Raw genomic sequence first — 18071 nt, 5'->3', positions numbered from 1 at the left:
CACGCTTAGCACACCCGACGCGGTTTATTGCCCATGTTTTTCGGCGATCTCGGTATTCCGCCGATGCAATTCGTTCGAGATGGCTTCACGGATGAACTGTGGTCTGCGGTATGCGCCTACGACTTCGTCAATTTGCTCGACGAGCTCTGGAGGCAATCTGACATTGAGCACCTTCATGTTGAGCGGCGGTCTTCCCATGTCGCAGCTGTACACCGGGAATTTCTTCAGTTCAAGTAAACGGTATCGTTTTTCGCTTGAGCTTATAAACGATACCGTTTATTAGAGCGTGGTGGAACGCGAGAGGCAACGGTTATGACGGCGCAGCTACTTCCCGGCACACGGGCTTACACTCTTCATCAAATCTGGCAGGACGGAGTAGACGATGGCTTCTACGGCTACCCGAATGCCAACCCTTATATTGATGAGGACGAGAAACGATCATACGACAACGGCTTCGAGGCGGGCGTCTTTATCGCGTTCAACAAGCGCAACAAGGATGAAAGGGAAGCTTAAAGGAAATGGTAAAATTACCTGGCTGGACCTGCTTGAACGAGACTTCTTTCAAAGAACGCAGGGGATGCAGCTGAATACGGTCTTCTCATTGCCATTCCGGCGCCGATCCGATCGCAAGGTGTCCTAAGGCGCATCGTCCGTAAGACCTGTCACATTGTCAGCAGGAAGAACCGCGGTTGCGTTGAGCCGCTCTTAGCGCAAGACGGCCATTCGGCATCTTCCAGCCAAAACATTGCGCGGGTTTGACTTGAGCGCGCAAGGGCGACATCATCGCCCCATGCAGATGCTGCGTCATCATTTCCGGTTCCGCCATCACGGGGGACAGCTTCTCGCGGGCATCTAGCCCCGGGTTCCGGCGCATCCTGCCCCGAGCCCGGGGCTCGACCAGTGCAATGTGACGCACCGCCAGGAGTGGTGCGCCTTGTCTCTTTTCCGGAAAGCTATAGCCATGACCAAGACCAAAGCGGCCCGCCGGCCACCCATCCATATGATCGACAGCGAAGCCGATATCCTGGCGGATCTGGCCACCAGCGCCGCCAGCCGCCTTCCCCAGGTCAGCCAGTTGCTGCTGGAAGAACTGGGACGCGCCACCATCCACAAGACCGAGCGAATTCCCGCGGACATTGTCACGATGCACAGCGTGGTCCAGTTCACGGACGCGGCGAGCGGCAAGGAACATCGCTACCAGCTCGTCTATCCTAAGGACGCCGACATCGCCGAAGGACGTATATCCATCCTTACCCCGGTCGGCGCCGGACTCATCGGCCTGCGTGCCGGACAGTCGATCCTCTGGCCAGACCGGGATGGTCATGAACGCCTGCTCACTATCGCGAAGGTAAGCCGCGAGCCGCTGCCGCTTAGCTAACGACTGCGTTGGCATAGCCGGACCCCGCTCGAGCCGCTGCTGCACTGGAGGCCTGAATGCGTGTAAACACCGCCAAATCTATGAAACTAGCGCGATACGTCAAAGCCCAATTCGGAACATGGCAGGCTATGCGCAGGGCTGCCCGGCTGCAGAATGGCATTTTCATCATCGATCGTGGCGCCGCCGGCAACGAGGAAGCGAAGGCGGTGCACCCGGCAAAGTCGATATAGTCAGTCCCGGCCTCGGGTACTCGCCGCATATCGTCGACCGAATTGCGTCGCCGAAATGGCGACTTGCAACGGTAGCATGGCCGGGACCTTCATCAATCCATCGCAATCTGCAGGAAGACCAAGCTGCGACAATTTCCTCTTAGGCAGCCCTGCTGTAACTTGCATCCCGACCTCACAACCTGGAGCAGTGGGCATGTTCGACTGGCTGAAGCAGCAATTGCGCGGCGCTCCATCGGCGAAGGTGGTGAAACTGCCCGGGCAAACGAAGAAAGCAGCTCTGGTCATCTCCGATGACGAAATTCGAGCGGCTTTCCGCCAGACAACCCTCAATCATCTGGCCGACGTCCACGGCCTGAAGCCAATCTACTACTCCAATCTGCAATCTGAAAAGGCGTTCGAAGCGGCCCAGGCAGACATGCCCCTCATCGCCGTCTGGAACGAGCACCAAAGGCCGGAGGGCTTAGCTTTCTCCCCTTCGGTCAACATGCTGCTCGTTCAAGCGGCGCTCCTGGAATATATGGAGGAGCTCGATCCCTGGTTCGAGGAGGAGTGCTCGCGTATAGCCGCCGATCTCAAGGACCTTACCTATAATACGATCGTCCAAACCGCGACTGAAACCGGATGGGCCCCCAGCGCCATCTACGCAGCACTCGCCGACAAGCCGAACGCCTGAGCCAAAGGCGATGGCCCCCGATGACCTGCCAGCTGGCGGCATCCGCGCGAAGAGCGCGGCTGCCAACCCCACCGCTCTCACCGAGACACCGCGATAGCCTTTCGTACAGCCTCGCATTAAGCGCTTGAGGGTGTTCGCCCTTGGGAGAAATCATGTCGAAGATCGATGAGAAGCTCGAGCCCGTGCTCGATCAGGTCCTGCGCCGGAATGCAGGAGAGCTCGAATTTCACCAGGCCGTGACCGAGGTCCTCGAAAGCCTGGGCCGCGTCGTCGCGAAATATCCCAGCTATCTCGAGAACGCCCTCATCGAGCGGATCTGCGAGCTCGAGCGCCAGATCATCTTCCGCGTCCCCTGGGTCGACGACCGGGGCCAGGTCCACATCAACCGCGGCTTTCGCGTACAGTTCAACTCGGCACTCGGCCCCTATAAGGGCGGCCTGCGCTTCCATCCGTCGGTGAACGTCGGCATCATCAAATTTCTCGGCTTCGAGCAGACGTTCAAGAACGCGCTCACCGGCCTTCCGATCGGTGGCGGCAAGGGCGGCTCCGACTTCGATCCGCGCGGCCGATCGGACGGCGAGATCATGCGCTTCTGCCAGTCCTACATGACCGAGCTTCACCGGCACCTGGGCGAATATACCGACGTCCCCGCCGGCGACATCGGCGTGGGCGGCCGGGAAATCGGCTATCTGTTCGGCCAGTACAAGCGCCTGACCAATCGCTACGAAGCCGGCGTCCTTACCGGAAAGGGCCTGGTCTACGGCGGCTCGCGCGCCCGGACCGAAGCAACCGGCTACGGCGCGGTCTACTTCGTCGAGCGCATGCTCGCGACCAAGCAGCTCACCTTCGATAATCGCCGCGTGGTGGTGTCGGGCTCGGGTAATGTCGCCATCTACACCGCCGAAAAGATAACCGAATTCGGGGGCAAGGTCGTCGCCTGCTCGGACTCGAGCGGCTATGTGGTCGATGAGGCCGGCATCGATCTCGCACTCCTCAAAGAGGTCAAGGAAAGCCGCCGGGAACGCATTTCGGAATATGCCAGGCTCAAGGGCGACGGAGCGCGTTTCTCCGATACCGGCTCCATCTGGGACGTCCCCTGCGAAATCGCGATGCCATCCGCCACCCAGAACGAGCTCACTGGCCGCGACGCCAAAGCGCTCATCCAGAACGGCGTGATCGCCATTGGCGAAGGCGCGAACATGCCCTCGACGCCGGAAGCCGTACGCTTCTTCAGGGAGGCGGGCGTCCTCTTCGCGCCCGGCAAGGCCGCCAATGCAGGCGGCGTGGCGACCTCGGCCCTGGAGATGCAGCAGAACGCGTCGCGCGACAGCTGGACGTTCGAGCAGACCGAGCAGCGCCTTGCCGATATCATGCGCCGCATTCATGACACCTGCGCATCGACCGCCGACGAGTTCGGAACGCCGGGCGACTATGTCCTTGGCGCGAACATCGCCGGCTTCGTCCGCGTGGCCGAGGCAATGCGGGCGCTTGGCGTCATATAGGCCGGCCTCTGTCTACCGTCTGCGGCCCAATGGTCTCTTCGTCGCCGCCCATCAATAGCACAATTCCGGCTCGTGCTCCGGGCGCGGGGACGTGGTCGTCAAGCCGATGAGCCGTTCCAGCGTGTTGCATCTATAAGTTCCGGAGCGCGGTTTTCAGCCGGCCGCGAGCTGCATGGCTTCGAACGACGCCAAGATGGAAGACAATGTGGCCAGGGACGGGTAGGACGATCCTATGACGTCCTTCCTGTCACAGCGGCGACCGGAGATCGCAATCGATTTCGGGACCGCGAACATCCGCGTTCTGCGTCGCGGCGACGGCCTCGTTTTCGACGAGCCGTCGCTATGCTGTGTCGCGGGCAAGCATAACATGACCAGCTTGTTTGCCTCCGGCCGCGAGGCCTATGCGATGATCGACCGCACGCCAGCGGCCCTGCGCATCGCGCGACCGCTATGTCGCGGGGTGCTACAGGACATCGATGCGGCGAAACGGGTGTTACGCTATGCCCTGTCGAAGGCCCGGGGCCGGAGCCGCTGGCGCACGCCCGCCGCCATTATTGGCGTGCCCGCCGATGCGACCCAGGCGGAGCGCGGAGCTATGCTCACCGCCGCCGCCGACGCCGGGCTCGGCCCGATCACGCTTTTGACCGAGCCGCTCGCCGCGGCCATCGGGGCCGGGCTTGCCGTCGATGAGCCCGCCGGATCGATGATCGTGGAATGCGGCGCGGGAACGACCGAGGTTGCAGTCTTCTCGCTTGGCGGGATTTGCGGCACCGGATCGGTGCGGATCGGCGGCGACACGCTCAATCGCGCGCTCGCCGACCAGGTCCATCTCCAGCACAAATTCCTCATCGGCGATCGCTCGGCCGAACAGCTCAAGCTCGACTATGTCGCGCATAAGGGCTCACGCAGCGCGCAAGGCGATGCGATACCCGTCAGCGGACGCTGCCTGCGCACCGGCCTGCCCAAGACGATTGCGATCAAGATGGCCGATCTCGACCAGGTCGTCGAAAAACATGTGGCCCAGATCGTAAAGGTCGTGCGCGACGTGCTCGGGCAGACCGCGCCAGACCTCAGCCAGGACATCCACGACAAGGGCATCCTGTTGACCGGCGGCAGCGCGTTGGTGCCCTTGATGCGCACCATGATCGCAGACGCAACGGGTCTTGAGGTCATGACGGCCGATGAGCCCGCGCAATGCGTCGCCAAGGGCCTCGAGCGACTGCTCGAAGCTTGATGGGACGAAGCCTGAGGCCGATCTAGTCAGAGCCGAGCGGTGCACCCAAGGGGAAAGCGCGGACTGCCGCGCTCAAAGGGACGGCATCAGCACATCCACCCTGCCGAAAGATACGAGGCGTGTGGAACACCAAAGCTTTAGGCCGCTTGCTCAAAGGCCTCCTCGCCTGGCGCCCGGAGCATGTAGCCGCGGCCCCACACCGTTTCGATATAGTTTTCGCCGCCGCATGCGAGGGTCAGTTTCTTTCGTAGCTTGCAGATGAAAACATCGATGATCTTGAGCTCCGGTTCGTCAATGCCGCCATAAAGATGGTTCAGGAACATTTCCTTGGTGAGCGTTGAGCCTTGGCGCAGGGCCAGCAGCTCGAGCATCGCATATTCCTTGCCTGTCAGATGTATGCGGGCCCCGTCGACTTCGGCGACCTTCCCATCAAGGTTCACGGCAATCTTGCCGATACGTATGACGGACTCGGCATGACCCTTCGACCGGCGGACGACAGCGTTGATCCGCGCGACCAGCTCGATCTTATGGAAGGGTTTGGTCAGATACTCGTCCGCGCCCATGGCAAAGGCACGGACCTTGGAATCCAGTTCCGAAATCCCCGAGAGGATCAGCACCGGAGTGTCGACTCGGCCCATCCGTAGCTTCTTGAGGACGTCGAAACAGTGCATGTCCGGCAGGTTGAGGTCGAGACAGATGAGATCGTAATCATAGGATTTGCCGAGATCGAGGCCCTCCTCGCCCAAGTCGGTCGAGTAGACATTGAACCCCTCGGCACTCAGCATCAGCTCGAGGGCACTCGCGACCGTAGTGTCGTCTTCGATCAACAAAACCCGCATGCAATGTCCCTACGTTGATAGCCTGGTTAAAGCGCTATGACATGGCTTGGTTAACAAGCTTCGCTCCGCCTTTCTTCTGAGGCGGGCATGCTGGCGATCAACTCATTTGTCGAAGCGGGAATGTGCCGCGCGGCACTAAGCGCGGCACATGTTGATTGAATTCGACCTCTCGTTGATTATTTAGGATATCATGCTATATGGATATCCATCATATCCAGTGAGGCGATCATGGCCACCGCAACAGCGCCGGATTTTTCAGACGTCCGTATCAAACCCCTTACCGGCTCCGCGCGGGACGTGCGCGCGCGTCTGAAGGACAAGGACGGCCCCATCATTGCCTTTCAGCTGGAACATGCTGGAGAAGCGGCAGCCACGGCCTTCGCGGAGGCGGTGCGTCTGATCGCGCCGATGATCCTTCGCAACCTCGCGGACCGTGAGACCGCGACCCTCGAAAAGCTGGTCGACGCGCTCGTCCCCGCCGTTTCGCCGCCCGAACATCTGCTCACCCAGGCTCGTATGAACGCCGAAGCCCGCAAGGCTGTGCTGGAAAGCGCGGAATGGCTCACTGCGGCCAAATTGTCCGGAATCGCAGGGTTTACTGGGCTGAACTCGAGCGCCCAGCCAAATAAATGGAAGCGCGAAGGTAGGATCTTCGCGCTGCGCCATGATGGCAATGATCTCTACCCCGCTTATGCGCTCGACCCGGAGGCGCAATATCGGCCGGTAAAGGGTCTCACTCCCATTCTCCAGGTTTTCGGGGATGAGCTCGATGCCTGGGACATCGCGATCTGGTTCGCGTCCGCCAACGGGTTCCTGGGCGGCGCTCTGCCACAGGATCTCCTCGTCAGCGATCCCGAGCGCGTACTCGCGGCCGCGCACGACGAGGTCGCCGGCGTGCGTCATGGCTAAACGAGCCAAACCCCGCGACGCAGGTGCCGATCCAGCTAAGCCACGAACGCGCAAGAAGGCGCCTGTCGCTCCGGCTCCCGCCCCTGCCGGAGCGATCCCTTCGCGCACGATCGCCTCGCCGCCCGACAACCTCGATGCGCTCGTTAAACGAACGAGCTGGTCAGCGAGCCAGACCATCCATCGCATTCACCCCGATGAATATGCCCCGGATGCCTTCAACCCCGGTCCACACGGCAACGCGCGTTTCAGTCCGCTCCGCAATGCCGCCGGCAATGCGATCCCTACCCTCTATGGCGGCACGACGCTCGAATGCGCCGCCATGGAAACGGTCTTCCACGATGTGCCTCATGCGCCGGGACTGAAGACCGTCGCGAAACGCAAGCTCAGGAAGCATCATTATTCCAGATTGCAACCCGCCGCGGACCTCAGGCTTGCCGATCTCGGCAGCACAGCGCTGCGCAAGCTTGGCATTCCGCGGGTCGATCTCATCGAGAGCGACAAGGATATCTATCCGCAGACCCGCGCCTGGGCGGAGGCCATCCATGCCCAGTGTCCGGACGTCCAGGGCCTGGGATGGGTATCTCGTCAGGACGATAGCGCGCGCGCCCTCATTCTGTTCGAAGACCGGCTGCCGCCCGATCCATTCAGCAGCGTCGAAGCGCCGGTCGACATCGTCGCCGATGCCGACACCTTCACTGCACTCATCGAGCTCGCCGACATCATCGGGGTGAAGATCACCGGCAAATAGCCCCGCGAAGCCCGCTTCGGCGATCTAGCTCCGACCTGCTCCGCCAGGCGGCAGCCTCCCTCCCCTTCCTAAACCCTGGCGACCGCACGGCTTGTACGGGCGGCGCCAAAGCATGGAGAAAGCCTATGTTCGAACCGAAATCCAAATGACCCCGCAGGCCGAAGCGGACTTCCTGATCCAGGAAATCCGCGACACGCGCTCCGCCTACGACAACGCGACCGTCGACAAGTGGCGCGCCCAGCATCTTGGCATGATCGGTCTGCGCATGAGCGCGCTGGTTCGCGCCGCCCGCAAGGTGCTCGCCGCCGCCCACCCGACAACCCAGAGCGACACCGACGCGGACCAGTGCACCATGCTGGAAGCGCGTACCAGCACCTATCTCAATTCTGCCAGCCGGCTTGCCGCGACGATGGAGCATGAGTGGCCGCGCGACATCCAGCAGGAGATCGATGCGCAGGCCGATGATCTTATCCGCGATGCAGACGCGATTTCGGCAGAGCTCGCCGCAATCGTCGCCCGATATCCCGCTCCCTGACATTCATGCGACCCGCCACCCCGCGCGATCACCGTAGGGTGGCCGCTCCCTGGAGCGCCCATGCGGGAAGCGCGGCTTCAGTCCACGAGCAGCTTGTCGATCGTGACGGGCAGGCTGCGGACCCGCACCCCGGTCGCGTGATAAATGGCATTTGCGACTGCGGCCGCAGTGCCGACTATACCGATCTCGCCCAGCCCCTTCACGCCGAGCGGGGTGACTTCGGGGTCCGGCTCGTGGACGAAGATCACCTCGATATCGTGAATGTCGGCATGGGCAGGCACATGATATTCCGCGTAATTGTGGTTCATGAACCGGCCGAGCCGGTGATCGAGGAAGCTTTCCTCGTGCAGCGCCGCGCCGATCCCCATCACGACCCCGCCGAGTATCTGGCTGCGCGCGGTCTTGGGGTTGATGATCCTGCCGGCCGCGATCGCGCTCACCACTCGCGTCACACGGACGACGCCCAGCTCCTCATCCACCCGCACCTCGCAGAACACCGCGCTATGGGTGTTGCGCGACTTGCGTATCAGGCTGACCATGTCGAGGGGGCCCGGCCGCGCTGTCTTCTCGACCTCGATCCTGTCCAGCGCCGCGGCCTCCATCGCCGCCGTGAAGGGGACCGCTTCACCCTTGCCGTCACGGCGGCGCATGGTCCCATTCTCGAATAGCAGGTCATCCAGCTTCGCGCCCTCGAGCGGATCGCCGTCCATCTTCGCAGCAGCCTTGGCGAGCCGGGCGGCCACGCCATGACAGGCAAGCTGCACCGCTGCGCCCACTGACGCCGCGCCCCAGGAGCCGCCCTCTACCGGCGATAGCGGAAGGGTGGAATCGCCGAGCTTTGCCGTGATAGCCGAGGCCGGTAGTCCGAGCGTATCCGCCGCGACCTGGGTCATCACCGTATAGGTGCCCGTGCCGATGTCTGACATCGCGCTTGCGACTTCGAGCGTGCCGTCGGTCTTGAGCGTCGCACGGGCCGCGCATTTGGAGAACATCGCGTCCCACATTCCGGTCGCCATGCCCCAGCCGATCAGTTCCTTGCCATCGCGCATCGAACGAGGCTGCGGGCTGCGCCTGTCCCATCCAAAAGCCTGGGCGCCCTGCGCATAGGCTTCGCGCAGAGCCTTGCTGGTGAACTCGGTCCCGTTCATCGCGTCGATGTTGGAGTAATTCTTCACCCGCAAGTCGAGAGGATCGATGCCGACCGCGTAAGACAGCTCGTCCATCGCCATCTCGAATTGCGTCATGCCGGTCGCCGCGCCGGGCGCGCGCATGTCGCCGGGCGTGTTGGTGTCGATCGGCGCGATATAGGAGGCGCCTTCCGCGTTCTCGCACGCATAGTTCATCATGCCCCAGTTGACGACGGTCTCCATGTAATTCTCGAACCTGGACGTCAGGGTCGTGGCGTCGGTCAGGATCGCTGTCAGAGCCCCGTCGCGCTCGGCACCAAGCGAGATCGAGTTGAGGCATTCGGGGCGGTGCGTATGGGTGAACATCTGCTGGCGGGTGAGCACGACGCGTACCGAGCGTTTCAGCTTCAAGTGTCAACCGGCGCGTAAAACTGATCCCCTATCGGCGCCCAATATTGACCCCACCTTTCGGCAGCGCGGCGGTTATCCCGGTAGTCGATAGGAGGGGCCCACGGACGACGACGCACACCGTCAGGTGTGCTGGCGGCGGCGTCCGTGGGAGGTCCCTGTTGACCCACCGGGTTAACCGCCGGGGGTGGGGATCCGGGGGAAGGGGTTTTCGGCTCAGTTCCGGTTTTTGAACCGCCAGCTGTCGTTGCCTGTCTCTATGATGTCGCAATGGTGGGTGAGCCGCGCAGGAGCTGTTGATCCAGGATGAGGTCGAAGGCGCGGCGATCGGTGATATCGTGGATAGAGCCCTGCTCCCGTTCAAGGACCGGGATGCCGATCGCTTCGCCGCCTCCGGTCCCCATGTTAGGCTCTCCCCGGAGATCACCTTGGCGCTGGCAATGGCGCTGCACGAATTGGCGACCAACGCCATCAAATACGGGGCGCTGTCGGTGCCGGAAGGCAGGGTCGCGATCGAATGGTCGATCAAGCAGCGGCAGGGCAAGCGTCACCTGTTCTTCTGTTGGCGCGAGCATGACGGTCCGACAGTGACCCTGTCCCGGAAAATGCTTCCTGCGAGAATGCGAAGGATCTGGCAAAATCGAAGCTGATTTAAGCTGGAGATGTTGTCGATGCCTATACCCGCGAGTGCCTGGCGATCCACGTCGATCAGGGGATCAAGGGTGAACAGGTGGTCGATGTCATGGACCGCCTGCTGTTCGAGCGCGGCAGTCCGCCTGCCAAGATCAGGGTGGATAACGTCCTGGGTAGGGAAGCAACGGCGAGATTTGGCCAGCAGGTCTCTATGCGCCGACAATGATCGGCACGGCATGCATTCTGAGCCAGATGGCTTCCACCGTCAACGGGATCGCTCTCTGCCATAGCAAACACAGGATCCAGCGGCGCCGAAGCAGCCGTGGTCCTCACCGTCCTTAGAATGAGATACGCACCCAGGTGGAAGGCCCGAACATTATCTACAGGGTCGCAGAAGCGCCCTCACGGCACTTGCAGAGAGGGGTCCTTCCACCTGGCATCCGGCCGTTCGACGAACGGCCGGTACTCTGTCCCCGTCTTGACGACGGCGTGAGCCACGCGCGCCATCTTGGCGGTCTACACCGCCGAATGCGGCAAGTGCGACTTCTGCCTGTCGGGCAAGACCAACCTGTGCGTCGCTGTCCGCGAAACGCAGGGCAAGGGCTTGATGCCCGATGGGACCACCCGCTTTTCGTACAATGGTCAGCCCCTCTATCATTACATGGGCTGTTCAACCTTCAGTGAATATACTGTCGTCGCCGAAGTCTCGCTCGCCAAGATCAATCCCGAGGCAAACCCCGAACATGTCTGCCTGCTCGGCTGCGGCGTCACGACCGGCATCGGCGCAGTCCACAATACCGCCAAGGTCCAGCCCGGAGACTCGGTCGCCGTGTTCGGCCTCGGCGGCATCGGCCTCGCGGCGATTCAGGGTGCGCGCCAGGCGAAGGCGGGTCGCATCATCGCCATCGACACCAATCCATCCAAGTTCGAGCTGGCACGCCAGTTCGGTGCGACCGAGTGCATCAACCCCAAGGACCATGACAAGCCTATCCAGCAAGTGCTGATCGAGATGACGGGCTGGGGCATCGATCATACCTTCGAGTGCATCGGCAACGTCCACGTCATGCGCGCCGCGCTTGAATCAGCGCACCGTGGCTGGGGTCAGTCGATCGTGATTGGCGTTGCCGGCGCGGGCGAGGAAATCTCCACCCGCCCATTCCAGCTCGTCACGGGCCGCGTATGGAAGGGGTCCGCTTTCGGTGGCGTCAAGGGACGGACACAGCTCCCCGGCATGGTCGAGGATGCGATGAGAGGCGATATCGATCTGGCCCCATTTGTAACCCACACGATGGGTTTGGAGGAGATCAACGAGGCCTTCGAACTGATGCACGAAGGCAAGTCGATCCGCACGGTCATTCACTACTGACCCGCCAATCCGAAGCGGCGCGAGGCGCTCGGATCGACAACTCGGCCGTCATCATGGCCCGACCGCGGCCATGATGAAGCGCGCTCTGGCAAATGGGCAACGCGTCGCGATGCGGTAACAAGCGCCGAAGTGCGGTCGTTACATGCCGATAGCGGCACTGACCAGGGCCGCCTGGCCCAGGCGCTTACCAGCGGAGTGTGTGTGGCCTCGTCGCGCGACCCAACGGGAAAAATGGTTTTGTCGTAACCTTTGAGTCGGAAATGCATTCATCTGTTACCCGACTGTGATGAACCACGGGCCGCACGGGCGTATAGGGCAGGAAGACTGAATTGAAGAGCAAGGATATTCACGCGACGACGCCGGCCACCGATCATGGGCATACGGGGCCGCCCGCTTGCGTGCAGGTTCGCGGCGCGCGCCAGAATAACCTCAAAAATATTGACGTCGATGTACCGCGCGACGCCTTCGTGGTGTTCACCGGCATATCGGGCTCGGGCAAGTCATCGCTCGCGTTCGGCACCCTTTATGCCGAAGCCCAGCGGCGTTATCTGGAATCGGTTGCGCCCTATGCCCGTCGCCTGATCGACCAGGCCGGCGTGCCGGAGGTCGACGCGATCGACGGTTTGCCGCCTGCGGTCGCGTTGCAGCAGCAGCGCGGCTCAGCCAACGCGCGATCCTCGGTCGGCAGCGTGACGACGCTCTCCAGCCTGGTGCGGATGCTCTATTCGCGCGTCGGCGAATATCCGCGCCATCAGCCCATGCTCTATGCGGAGGATTTCTCCCCCAACACGGTCGCGGGGGCCTGCGCGACCTGCCACGGCATCGGCCGCGTATATGACGCGACCGAAGAAACGATGGTTCCTGACGACAGCCTCACCATTCGCGACCGGGCGATCGCCGCCTGGCCGGCCGCCTGGCATGGGCAGAACCTGCGCGATATCCTCGTTTCGCTCGGCTATGACGTCGATACACCGTGGCACGACCTGCCGAAAAAGGATCGCGACTGGATCCTCTTCACTGAAGAAGCGCCGACCGTGCCGGTCTATGCGGGCCTGACGCCCGAACAGACCCGGACGGCGCTCAAGCGTGGCATGGAGCCGAGCTACCAGGGCACCTTCACCGGCGCGCGCCGCTATGTGCTGGAAACCTTCGCTAACACTAAAAGCGCGCTGATGAAGAAGCGCGTCTCGCAATATATCATCGGCCGCGATTGCCTTACCTGCGACGGCAAGCGCCTGAAGCGCGAAGCCCTGTCGGTCAAATTCGCCGGCCTCGACATTGCCGAGTTCGGCGACCTGACGGTGCTCAAGCTGAAGGACTTGCTGATGCCCGTCGCGCATGGCGAATATGGGGCAGTCTCCGACACCTCAGAGGGCCATGTTCTGGAAAAAGCGGTCCGCGATGCAGCGGTCGAACAACGGATTGCGGCGGGCGGCTCTGCGCACAAGAGCGCGCCCGACGTGCGCCGTACGCCCAATCTCTCCGACGAGAAGCGGATCGCCGCCCAACGCCTCGCCTGCGAATTGATCGAGCGGCTCGAGCCTCTGATCGATCTTGGCCTTGGCTACATTTCGCTCGACCGCAGCACGCCGACGCTCTCCTCCGGAGAGCTGCAGCGCTTGCGGCTTGCCACCCAGTTGTCGTCACAGCTTTTCGGCGTGGTCTATGTGCTTGACGAGCCTTCGGCGGGGTTGCACCCGGCAGATGGCGAAGCCTTGCTCACTATCCTCGAGCGTCTCAAGGCGGCGGGCAACTCCCTGTTCGTCGTCGAACATGATCTCGACGTGATCCGCCGCGCGGAATGGCTCGTCGATGTCGGGCCAGGAGCCGGGGAGAAGGGCGGTGAAGTCCTCTACAGCGGGCCGATAGAGGGGCTTGCCGACGTCGAAACTTCGATCACCCGCCGCTACCTGTTCGCAGAGCCGCTTCGGAGTGAGCGCACACCGCGCGATCCCAAGGCATGGCTACGCCTGGAAGGGATCAGACGGAACAATCTCCATGGTCTCGACGTCGAGTTTCCCATCGGCTGCTTCACCGCTGTCACCGGCGTTTCGGGATCGGGCAAATCCAGTCTTGTCAGTCAGGCGCTGCCCGAGCTTGTCACGGAACACCTCGGCGGCTCCCCCGTGGCCGAGGAGGAGGATATCGATCCGCTGCTCGATGTTGCGCAGAACGACACTGAAGGACGCATTGTCGCAGGCATGGAGCATGTTCGCAGGCTGGTGCGGGTCGATCAGAAACCGATCGGCCGCACGCCGCGCTCGAACCTATCCACCTACAGCGGCATGTTCGACCATGTGCGACGGATCTTCGCTGATACGCCGCTCGCCCGCCGGCGGCATTACAGCCCGGGAAGGTTCTCGTTCAACGTCGCGCAAGGCCGCTGCCCTGTTTGCGAGGGCGAGGGATACGTCATGGTCGAGCTGCTGTTCCTGCCGAGCGTTTTTGCGCCGTGCTCGACCTGTCATGGCTCTCGCTATAACCCGCAAACACTCGAAGTCGAATGGAACGGGCGCAATATCGCCCAGGTGCTCGAACTGACGGTCGACGATGCATGCGATTTCTTCGCTGGCGAGGCATCTGTGATGCGCTCCCTCGATGTATTGCGGGAGATCGGTCTGGGCTATCTGAGGCTCGGTCAGCCGGCGACAGAGCTGTCTGGCGGGGAGGCGCAGCGCATCAAGCTGGCGACTGAACTGCAACGCGCCCAGCGCGGCAACACGATCTACATCCTCGACGAGCCAACTTCAGGGCTTCACCCCTCAGATGCCGACCGGCTGATGCAACACCTGCAGGGCCTCGTCGACGCCGGCAATACGGTCGTAGTCGTCGAACATGACATGCGCGCCATCACGCAGGTGGATTGGATCATCGACCTGGGACCGGGGGCCGGGGAAGATGGAGGCCGTATCGTTGCCAGCGGTGTCCCTGGCGTTGTTGCGGAAGCTGAAGGCAGTCTCACCGCCCGCTATCTCAAGGCGGCGCTGTAGGTCGTAAATCTGGCCGAACGCACGTTCGATCAGGTGTATCTCACCCACACGTTGGAATGGCTCGAATCTGCAAGCGGGAGCCGGCGATGTGTCACTGCGGTTGACGCGGCTTAGGGTTTGAGCGCCCGTCAGGTGCGCCGTGTTCGTGTGATACGCGGCGTGGCGAACGGCCAATCGCTGGCCATCCGCCACGCTTGCTTAGTGAGGACCTTCTCCAGGGAGAGGGCCCTCACATGGTTCGTCGAAAAGCCCCGTCTTAATCCCTTGCTGCGATTTCCTCAACGAGTTTGGCACAGAAGGCGGGCAAATCATCGGGATCGCGGCTGGTAACAAGGCCGTTGTCGACCACGACTTCCTTATTGGTCCATGTACCGCCGGCGTTCTCGATATCGACCTTCAGCGTCGGGTAGGACGTCAAGTTGCGACCTTCAACCGCGCCCGCCTCGATCAATGTCCAGGGTGCATGGCATATCGCGGCTACCGGTTTTTTCTGATCGAAAAAAGCCCGGATGAAATCAATTGCCTCGGCGCTGCCGCGCAGCTTGTCGGCACCGACCGTTCCTCCGGGCACAACTAGTCCGTCGAAATCGTCGGCTTTGACCTCGGAAAACGTCTTGTCGATAGTATAGCTGCCGCCCTCGTCAAGGTCGCTATTGACTGTGCGAGCCACGCCCGCTTCAAAACTGACCACGGTCACTTTGCCGCCAGCCTCCTCGATAGCTTGCTTGGGCTTCGAGAATTCTGGCTCTTCCGTCCCGCGGGGTGCGATCAGAATGGCAACTGATTTGCCTTCCAGAGTCATAATTTATTTCCTATTCCGTCGAAGACTAAGGTCAGGTGCCCGGCTTGAGCACGACCTTCGTCCAACCAGCATCGCGCTCGTCGAAATGCTTGTAGGCGTCTGGTGCCTGATCAAGCGGCAGTCGGTGCGAGATGATTTGGGCAGGATTGGCCCGGCCTTGCTCGATAAGCTTCATCAATTGCCGGTTGTAGTGCTTTACATTGCACTGGCCGGTGCCGATCTTCTGGCCCTTGAACCAGAAGTTGCCGAAGTCGAACGCCATCTTGCCTTCTTTCTGAAGATCGTCGGGCGCGTTCGGGTCTTCCGGAATGAACACTCCGACGACGCCGATTCCGCCAGTGGCCTTCGTGCTTTTGACGAGGCAGTTCATCGTGTAATTGCTGCGCTCCTTGCCGTGGCGATCGCAACACTGATACCCGACGGCCTCGACCCCCCGGTCAGTCCCGAGGCCGCCGGTCGCGTCAAGGATCTGCTGGGCGGGATCGCCCTTGCGCATGTCGATCGGGATGGCGCCGATCGCCTCGGCCAGTTTGAGACGGTCATCGTGAGAATCGACCACGAAGATCTGAGAGGCACCGCGAATTTCGGCTGAATGCGCGGCCATTAAACCGACCGGACCGGCGCCGTAGATCGCGATGCTTTCGCCAGGCAGGAAACCCGACAGTTCGACGCCATGCCAACCCGTCGGGAAGATGTCGGAGAGCATGACATAGTCATCCTCCTTCCCCTCGGCGTCCTCGGGCAGCTTCAGACAATTGAAGTCCGCATAAGGTACGCGCATCATCTCGGCCTGGCCACCTTGCCACGGACCCATCTCGGCAAAGCCATACGCTGCGCCGGCGGTTCCAGGGTTGGTCGTGAGGCAGAAACCCGTCAAACCCCGTTCGCAATTTTCGCAGAAACCGCAACCGACGTTGAACGGCAAGCACACGCGATCGCCCTTCTTGATACGATCTACGGCAGCGCCGACTTCGACGACCTCGCCAAGGTTTTCGTGACCGAAGACCCTGCCCTTCTCGAAGCTGGTACGGCCCTCATACATGTGAAGGTCCGACCCGCAGATATTGGTCGTGGTCAGCCGGATGATAACATCGGTTGGCTTTTCGATCTTGGGATCATCGATGGTATTGACGGAAACGTCTTTGGGCCCGTTGTACACGACAGCTTTCACGGATCTTCTCCTTTTGTAGCTCTGCTCTGGGCTTCATCAGATCGAGAGCTTGCTGATGATCCGGACCAGCGCAAAGGCGCATTGCATCGCATCTTTCCAACCGATGTCTGTCTCCTAAACCGCCTGATGCCTGAGCGGTTCCTTCCCGTTCGGCAGTTCTAGGATCGATTTACGGCGGCTTTTCGATTGCCTGGGGCAGGACGATCTAAAACGTATGGCCCGCCCCGTCGGCAAGGGGTAAATTCGAGATGGCATGATGGTCTGCATCAACGTATCCGGTCTCAAGGCTGAAACCTTGGCCAAGATGGATATCCGCACAGTCTGGTCCTCATAAAAGCGCCGGTGCCGGGCACCACATTTAGAACCAGGTTTCCAGACTGCCGGTACGACCTGTTATGCCATCTTCAGTTCACCTCACGCAGACAATGTGAGCGTCCGGCGTTGTGCCGCCGGCTATCTCTGATAATCAGGCGGCGGCGGGGGCCTGCCGATCGAAGTCCTTTTCATGCCGCAACACCGCCCATGCAATGCGCGCCAGTTTCGCCGCCAGCGCCACCACCACGACATTGGGATGGGCACGCGCCAGCATAGCCTGCAACCATGTGCCGAGCTGGTTCGGTTTGGCGGCGAGATGCGGCATGGCAGCACGAGCACCGTGGATCAACTGCTTGCGCAGATAGCCGTTTCCGCGCTTGCTGATCCCGAGCAGCTTCGTCTTACCTCCGGTTGAATACTGTCGTGGTGTCAGACCAAGCCATGCCGCCAGATCGCGGCCTTTGGCGAAGGCGCTGCCGTCACCGATTGCGGCAAGCAGCGCAGTCGCGTTGATGACGCCGATGCCCGGGATGGTTGCCAGCCGCCGCGCCTGCTCATCCTCTCGTGTCAGCGCCGCTGAGTTCGTCGTCGTACTCCTTTATGTCAAACGGCGTGCAAACGGGACCCCATATCGGCGTTGAAGAGGGCCCCCCTTTTCCGGGATTGAGCGGAGGGTTGTGGGGAGCGCCCTGCGCTGTGTGCGGCGGAGGTCGGGCGTAGCCCGGCCGGAGGCGCACACAGCGCAAGTCGGTTTTGAAGATGTGGTGAGAGTGGCGGCTAACTGCGGTTTTTGAAGCGCCAGCTGTCATTGCCGGTCTCGACGATATCGCAATGATGCGTAACGCGGTCGAGCAAGGCGGTGGTCATCTTGGGATCCCCGAACACGGTAGGCCATTCGCCGAAGGCGAGGTTGGTCGTGATGACGACGCTGGTGCGTTCATAGAGCTTGCTGATCAGGTGGAACAGCAACTGGCCACCAGAGCGCGCGAACGGCAGATATCCAAGCTCATCGAGCACCACCAAGTCGAGCCGCGACAGCTGTCCCGCCAGGGTCCCGCCCTTGCCGATCCGGGTCTCCTCTTCGAGGCGTGTCACCAGTCCTGTCCTTTTAACAGGCGTTCCACAGTCTTCCCCGCTCTTTCCGCCGACTTTCCCACTGCGCGCGAACCAGGCGCGTCTCTGGTGTGCCTTTGGCGATAATCCCCATCTTG

14 protein-coding genes and 5 pseudogenes are annotated in these 18071 nt (G+C 61.6%); 12 read left to right on the top strand and 7 right to left on the bottom strand.

Features of this window, described 5'->3' with window-relative positions; all coding sequences use genetic code 11:
* Positions 1-312 precede the first annotated feature (312 nt).
* The 5 genes from ACLIMP_RS25240 (at position 313) to ACLIMP_RS25220 (ending at position 5017) form a co-directional block, all read left to right on the top strand.
* Positions 313-513, top strand: coding sequence for a hypothetical protein (locus ACLIMP_RS25240; RefSeq protein ID WP_048938199.1), 201 nt, complete (start codon positions 313-315; stop codon positions 511-513).
* A 448-nt stretch (positions 514-961) separates the two neighbouring features.
* Complete coding sequence (gene rnk / locus ACLIMP_RS25235) at positions 962-1378, top strand: nucleoside diphosphate kinase regulator (RefSeq protein WP_036530414.1); 417 nt, start codon at positions 962-964, stop codon at positions 1376-1378.
* Between the two features lie 423 nt (positions 1379-1801).
* Positions 1802-2281 (top strand): hypothetical protein, encoded by a 480-nt coding sequence (locus ACLIMP_RS25230; RefSeq protein WP_443479006.1) that lies wholly within the window; start codon positions 1802-1804, stop codon positions 2279-2281.
* A gap of 152 nt (positions 2282-2433) precedes the next feature.
* Positions 2434-3783 carry an NADP-specific glutamate dehydrogenase gene (gdhA, locus tag ACLIMP_RS25225; protein WP_048937661.1) on the top strand — a complete coding sequence of 450 codons (1350 nt, stop codon included), beginning with the start codon at positions 2434-2436 and terminating at the stop codon, positions 3781-3783.
* Positions 3784-4015: 232 nt separating this feature from the next.
* Entirely contained in the window at positions 4016-5017 is a 1002-nt protein-coding gene (locus ACLIMP_RS25220) for a rod shape-determining protein (protein WP_036530424.1), read from the top strand.
* A gap of 137 nt (positions 5018-5154) precedes the next feature.
* Here the strand turns inward: ACLIMP_RS25220 and ctrA are convergent, their stop codons facing one another.
* Complete coding sequence (gene ctrA, locus ACLIMP_RS25215; RefSeq protein WP_036530427.1) at positions 5155-5856, bottom strand: response regulator transcription factor CtrA; 702 nt, start codon at positions 5854-5856, stop codon at positions 5155-5157.
* Positions 5857-6084: 228 nt separating this feature from the next.
* Here ctrA and ACLIMP_RS25210 point away from each other — a divergent pair, with 228 nt between their 5' ends.
* The 3 genes from ACLIMP_RS25210 (at position 6085) to ACLIMP_RS25200 (ending at position 8048) form a co-directional block, all read left to right on the top strand.
* The gene (locus tag ACLIMP_RS25210; RefSeq protein ID WP_036530429.1) at positions 6085-6765 is read left to right on the top strand and encodes a hypothetical protein; all 681 of its coding nucleotides are present in this window, start codon (positions 6085-6087) and stop codon (positions 6763-6765) included.
* Entirely contained in the window at positions 6758-7513 is a 756-nt protein-coding gene (locus ACLIMP_RS25205) for an RES family NAD+ phosphorylase (RefSeq protein WP_199909731.1), read from the top strand. Before ACLIMP_RS25210 ends, ACLIMP_RS25205 begins: the two co-directional genes overlap by 8 nt.
* 145 nt (positions 7514-7658) lie before the next feature.
* Positions 7659-8048: a hypothetical protein gene (locus tag ACLIMP_RS25200; protein WP_234415784.1), complete on the top strand. Its 390-nt coding sequence runs from the start codon at positions 7659-7661 to the stop codon at positions 8046-8048.
* 77 nt (positions 8049-8125) lie between these two features.
* On the opposite strand, the gene ACLIMP_RS25195 is transcribed toward ACLIMP_RS25200, so the two are convergent.
* A complete protein-coding gene (locus ACLIMP_RS25195; RefSeq protein ID WP_236727497.1) occupies positions 8126-9586 on the bottom strand; it encodes a xanthine dehydrogenase family protein molybdopterin-binding subunit in 1461 nt (486 codons plus the stop codon).
* A 293-nt stretch (positions 9587-9879) separates the two neighbouring features.
* Here ACLIMP_RS25195 and ACLIMP_RS25190 point away from each other — a divergent pair, with 293 nt between their 5' ends.
* On the top strand, positions 9880-10233 hold the full coding sequence (locus tag ACLIMP_RS25190) for a sensor histidine kinase (protein ID WP_036530432.1): 354 nt from the start codon (positions 9880-9882) through the stop codon (positions 10231-10233).
* 14 nt (positions 10234-10247) lie between these two features.
* A pseudogene (locus ACLIMP_RS25185) lies at positions 10248-10382 on the top strand (IS3 family transposase); the annotation flags it as partial.
* 214 nt (positions 10383-10596) lie between these two features.
* On the opposite strand, the pseudogene ACLIMP_RS25180 reads toward ACLIMP_RS25185, so the two are convergent.
* Positions 10597-10732 (bottom strand): annotated as a pseudogene (locus tag ACLIMP_RS25180) (IS110 family transposase); the annotation flags it as partial.
* On the opposite strand from ACLIMP_RS25180, the pseudogene ACLIMP_RS25175 reads away from it, so the two are divergent.
* Both ACLIMP_RS25175 and ACLIMP_RS25170 read left to right on the top strand, forming a co-directional pair.
* Positions 10722-11582 (top strand): annotated as a pseudogene (locus ACLIMP_RS25175) (S-(hydroxymethyl)glutathione dehydrogenase/class III alcohol dehydrogenase); the annotation flags it as partial. The pseudogenes ACLIMP_RS25180 and ACLIMP_RS25175 overlap by 11 nt on opposite strands.
* A 344-nt stretch (positions 11583-11926) precedes the next feature.
* Positions 11927-14572, top strand: a complete 2646-nt coding sequence (locus tag ACLIMP_RS25170; RefSeq protein ID WP_414711478.1) for an excinuclease ABC subunit UvrA — start codon at positions 11927-11929, stop codon at positions 14570-14572.
* A 256-nt stretch (positions 14573-14828) separates the two neighbouring features.
* Here the strand turns inward: ACLIMP_RS25170 and ACLIMP_RS25165 are convergent, their stop codons facing one another.
* The 4 genes and pseudogenes from ACLIMP_RS25165 to ACLIMP_RS25150 form a co-directional block, all read right to left on the bottom strand.
* Positions 14829-15374 carry a type 1 glutamine amidotransferase domain-containing protein gene (locus tag ACLIMP_RS25165; RefSeq protein WP_036530437.1) on the bottom strand — a complete coding sequence of 182 codons (546 nt, stop codon included), beginning with the start codon at positions 15372-15374 and terminating at the stop codon, positions 14829-14831.
* A 31-nt stretch (positions 15375-15405) separates the two neighbouring features.
* Positions 15406-16545: a glutathione-independent formaldehyde dehydrogenase gene (locus ACLIMP_RS25160; protein ID WP_036530441.1), complete on the bottom strand. Its 1140-nt coding sequence runs from the start codon at positions 16543-16545 to the stop codon at positions 15406-15408.
* Positions 16546-17011: 466 nt separating this feature from the next.
* A pseudogene (locus ACLIMP_RS25155) lies at positions 17012-17437 on the bottom strand (IS110 family RNA-guided transposase); the annotation flags it as partial.
* Positions 17438-17637: 200 nt separating this feature from the next.
* Positions 17638-17958 (bottom strand): annotated as a pseudogene (locus tag ACLIMP_RS25150) (ATP-binding protein); the annotation flags it as partial.
* Positions 17959-18071: the final 113 nt, after the last annotated feature.

Origin of the sequence: Novosphingobium aeonii, from assembly GCF_052279045.1 — a bacterium.
Classification (GTDB): domain Bacteria; phylum Pseudomonadota; class Alphaproteobacteria; order Sphingomonadales; family Sphingomonadaceae; genus Novosphingobium.
The sequence above is the reverse complement of the archived record's forward strand: the minus strand, read 5'-3'. Positions and strand labels throughout refer to the sequence as shown.

Excerpts from the sequence above, each read along its gene's own strand:
- ACLIMP_RS25240 (WP_048938199.1), top strand. The coding sequence starts at position 313 with ATGACGGCGCAGCTACTTCCCGGCACACGGGCTTACACTCTTCATCAA.
- rnk (WP_036530414.1), top strand. The coding sequence starts at position 962 with ATGACCAAGACCAAAGCGGCCCGCCGGCCACCCATCCATATGATCGAC.
- ACLIMP_RS25230 (WP_443479006.1), top strand. The coding sequence starts at position 1,802 with ATGTTCGACTGGCTGAAGCAGCAATTGCGCGGCGCTCCATCGGCGAAG.
- gdhA (WP_048937661.1), top strand. The coding sequence starts at position 2,434 with ATGTCGAAGATCGATGAGAAGCTCGAGCCCGTGCTCGATCAGGTCCTG.
- ACLIMP_RS25220 (WP_036530424.1), top strand. The coding sequence starts at position 4,016 with ATGACGTCCTTCCTGTCACAGCGGCGACCGGAGATCGCAATCGATTTC.
- ctrA (WP_036530427.1), bottom strand. The coding sequence starts at position 5,856 with ATGCGGGTTTTGTTGATCGAAGACGACACTACGGTCGCGAGTGCCCTC.
- ACLIMP_RS25210 (WP_036530429.1), top strand. The coding sequence starts at position 6,085 with ATGGCCACCGCAACAGCGCCGGATTTTTCAGACGTCCGTATCAAACCC.
- ACLIMP_RS25205 (WP_199909731.1), top strand. The coding sequence starts at position 6,758 with ATGGCTAAACGAGCCAAACCCCGCGACGCAGGTGCCGATCCAGCTAAG.
- ACLIMP_RS25200 (WP_234415784.1), top strand. The coding sequence starts at position 7,659 with ATGACCCCGCAGGCCGAAGCGGACTTCCTGATCCAGGAAATCCGCGAC.
- ACLIMP_RS25165 (WP_036530437.1), bottom strand. The coding sequence starts at position 15,374 with ATGACTCTGGAAGGCAAATCAGTTGCCATTCTGATCGCACCCCGCGGG.